This is a genomic window from Streptomyces sp. SID1328 (assembly GCF_009865595.1).
Taxonomy (GTDB): Bacteria; Actinomycetota; Actinomycetes; order Streptomycetales; family Streptomycetaceae; genus Streptomyces; species Streptomyces griseoluteus.
The window spans coordinates 1-3,281 of sequence record NZ_WWKH01000966.1 but is presented as its reverse complement, the minus strand read 5'-3'; the positions used below and the strand labels follow the sequence as shown (position 1 = coordinate 3,281).

Genomic DNA, 3,281 nt, shown 5'->3' with positions numbered 1-3,281 from the left:
GCCGGGGGAGGGCGCCGCGGGGGTCAGCCGGTGGTGAGGCGGGCGGGCTGGGTGCCGGCGATGAGCGCGGTCAGCGCGTGGTCGATGTCGGGGCCGAGGTACCAGTCGCCGGTGTGGTCGAGGGTGTAGACGCGGCCCTGGGTGTCGATGGCGAGGAGGGCGGCGGTGTCGGTCTCCTCGCCCAGCGGGCTGAGTTCGGTGCCGAGCGCGCGGCCGAGGTCGCCGAGGGTGCGGGCGAGGTGCAGGCCCTGGAGCGGGTCGAGGTGGAGGTTGGCCGGCGCGATCTGCCGGCCGGTGCCGGTGGGGGTGACGCGGAGTCCGCCGAACTCGGCCCAGGCTTCGACGGCGGCGGGGAAGACGGCGTGCCGGTGCCCTGCGGGGGAGAGGTGTTCGCGCAGGGTGTCGGCCCAGATCTCGGCCTGCTTTATGTCCCAGCGGCCGGGGTGCCAGCCCGCGGTGCGCAGCGCGTTGTCGACGGCGCCGGGGAAGCGGGGTGCGGTGCCGCCCGGCCCGTGGGGTGCGGTGAGCCTGGGGGATGAGGTGCGGTCGGAGTGCATCTGCCCTGTCGATCGTCGTGCTGGTGAGCTGGCTTCGGGGGCCCGGCGGGGGCGGGGCGGGGTCAGTCGCCGGTGCCGGCCGGGTCGACGATGCGGACGCCGAAGTGGGCGCTGAGGGCGGCGCAGGCGCGGCAGGGGGTGGCGAAGGAGCCGTGGAGCGGGTCGCCGTCCTCGCGTATGCGGCGGGCGGTGAGCTTGGCGTGCTTAAGGGACTTGCGGGCCTCGCCGTTGGTCATGGGGCGGCGGGCGGAGCGCCTGCTGCGGGTGGCGTCGGCCGCGGTGAGGTGCCGGGAGATGAGGATCGTCTCGGCACACCGTCCGGTGAAGCGGTCGCGCTGGCCGCTGGTGAGGGTGTCGAGGAAGTCCTGCACGAGGTGGTGCAGGGGGGCCGGCTGGTCGCCGCGGGCGGCGGTGCCGGTGAGGGTGGCGCCGCGTACGGAGAGGGCGGCGGCGACGGCGGGCAGGATGCCGTCGCGGCGGTGCAGCAGGGCGGGGGCGGGAGGTTCGGTGCTGTCGCTCCAGCCGATGCGAGGGTCGCCGGCCCGCACGTCGGTACCTCCGGTCGGCATCGTGTTCATGGTCGTCTTCCCTCCCGTGGGCCCTCGCCCGGAGGACACAGAGTGCCAAATGCCGTGGCGCCTGCGGAAGCTGGGGCGGTGCGACACGCTGGGGCGGGACTCCGCCGTCACGTGCGGTGACGGCTGGTCACACAATTGACGGGCTCTCGCGGGGGTGTTCGAGAGGGTGGGGCGGAGGGCCGGGGTCCGGTGGGCCGGTGACCGGCACACGTGTACCGCATAGGCTGTCGGCACCGCGCCGGGGCGCGGGCAAGGGCGTCGGTGACGTTGAAGACAGTCGGATACGGGTCGGGGCGTCTTGGCTCGTACAGAGTGCCGCAGGGGGCAACCGCCATGACGACAGGTCGGCTCGGGCAGGAAGCCGCGCCGCCGAACGCGGCCTATGCCGGGCAGGTCGTGCACTTCCCGGACCCGGTGCGGGCGGCCCGCCATCCGCGCGGGGTGCGGATCGACGAGCACGGTCATCCCGACTTCGCGCCGTACGCGCGCGCCGCGGCCGAGATCGCGGAGCCCCCGGAGGGGTTCGGCGTCGACGAACTGCGGCTCACGGACTACGTGTCGGCGAACGCGGTGCTCGCGGCGTCGGGGCACGAGCTGTGGGACACGGTGCCGGAGGTGGCGACGCCGCACGGCTGGACGTGGCACCACGTGGCGAACTCCCGGCGGCTCGAGCTGATTCCGGTCGAGGTGAAGGCGCTGCTGCGGCACCACGGCGGGGTGGCGACGGCGGCGGTGGACCACGCCAAGCGCGGCACCCGCCCGCTGAACGAGACGCGTCCGGCGCACTTCGCGCTCCCCAAGTCCGGGCTCGCGGTGACGGAGTCGCAGGTGCAGGGCGTCGAGGAGGACCTCGGCTACCGGCTGCCCGGCGCCTACCGGTCGTTCCTGAAGGCGGCCGGCGGCTGCGCCCCGGTGGGCGCCGCGCTCGACGCCGAACTGGGCCTGCTGCTGGACCAGCCGTTCTTCACGGTCCGCGACGAGGCGGCGGTCAACGACCTGGTGTACGTGAACAAGTGCCTGCGCGACCACCTGACCAAGGACTACCTGGGCGTCGCGTTCGTCCAGGGCGGTCTGCTCGCGGTGAAGGTGAAGGGCGAGCGGGCCGGTTCGGTGTGGTTCTGCGCGTACGACGACGTACGGGACACCGACCCGTCGTGGTCGGCGGCGGAGCGCGTGGAGCGGCTGCTGCTGCCCTGCGGGGACGACTTCGACGCGTTCCTGTCCCGGCTGGCCGGTGATCCGCCGGAGCTGGAGACGGTGGCGAGTCTGATGGTGGACGGCGGCTTCGCGCACGCCGTCCCGGTGTCCGCGGCGTCGGCGCCGGCGGGGGAGTGAGGTCCGGGTCATGGTGACGTTTGCGCGCGCGCAGGAGCGCGGCGAGGAGTGGATCAACGGGGACGTCCCGGCGTACCAGCACCGGGAGGTGCGAGTGCGGGAGTTCGACCTCGGGTTCGTGGTGTGGGGCGAGGACCGTGCCGACGGCCCGCGTTCCGACGCGGGCGGCCAGCGGCTGGTCATCGCGCGGGACAGCGGCGAGGCCACGCTGTGGCCCGCGCTGCCGGTGGGCGAGGTCGTCCGCCGGTACGAGGAGCTGTACGGCCGCCCCGACGACGTCGAGGACGCGGTGCCGGTGCCGCCCGCCGCGCGGGTGGACCTCAACCAGACGTCGTTCCTGCTGAGTCCGCCGGAGTGGCTGCAGGAGGCGGCGGACAAGCTGGGCATCCCGGACCGGCGTCCGGGTGCTGACACGGGGTCCGGTCAGGGTGCGCCCTCGGTCCCGGCCCAGGGTTCTTCCCCGGGACTGGCCCAGACACAGGCCGGCATCCCCGTCGCCGCCCCGGACAGCGGGGCCGCCTGGCCCGCCGCCAAGGGCGAGGCGGAGGAGGAGCGCCGGGACGGGGACACCCCGTGGGCCGGTACGGACACCAACGGCGACGGCGAGGACCGTTCGGTGCCGCTGCCCGCGACGGTGTTCGCGCCGCCGGTGCACGACGGCACCCCGCCCCCGCCCGCCGCCGCGCCGGACGCCAGGACGGCCCTGATATCGGGCGGCAGCCAGCTCCCGCCCACGGCGGTGGCGCCCGCGGTGGGCGACGCACAGACGCCTGCCCAGGGCACCGGTACGCCTCCGGCTCCGGCCCGGCCG

The 3,281-nt window shown here is 75.1% G+C and carries 3 protein-coding genes and 1 pseudogene; 2 read left to right on the top strand and 2 right to left on the bottom strand.

Features of this window, described 5'->3' with window-relative positions; genetic code table 11:
* Positions 1-23: 23 nt before the first annotated feature.
* Entirely contained in the window at positions 24-557 is a 534-nt protein-coding gene (locus tag GT030_RS31275) for an SUKH-3 domain-containing protein (RefSeq protein WP_161203973.1), read from the bottom strand.
* Between the two features lie 62 nt (positions 558-619).
* Entirely contained in the window at positions 620-1,135 is a 516-nt protein-coding gene (locus GT030_RS31270) for a YwqJ-related putative deaminase (RefSeq protein WP_086690239.1), read from the bottom strand.
* 333 nt (positions 1,136-1,468) lie between these two features.
* Between GT030_RS31270 and GT030_RS31265 the strand changes: the two genes are divergently transcribed.
* On the top strand, positions 1,469-2,470 hold the full coding sequence (locus GT030_RS31265; protein WP_161203972.1) for an SMI1/KNR4 family protein: 1,002 nt from the start codon (positions 1,469-1,471) through the stop codon (positions 2,468-2,470).
* A 10-nt stretch (positions 2,471-2,480) separates the two neighbouring features.
* Positions 2,481-3,281: pseudogene (locus tag GT030_RS31260) on the top strand (hypothetical protein); the annotation flags it as partial.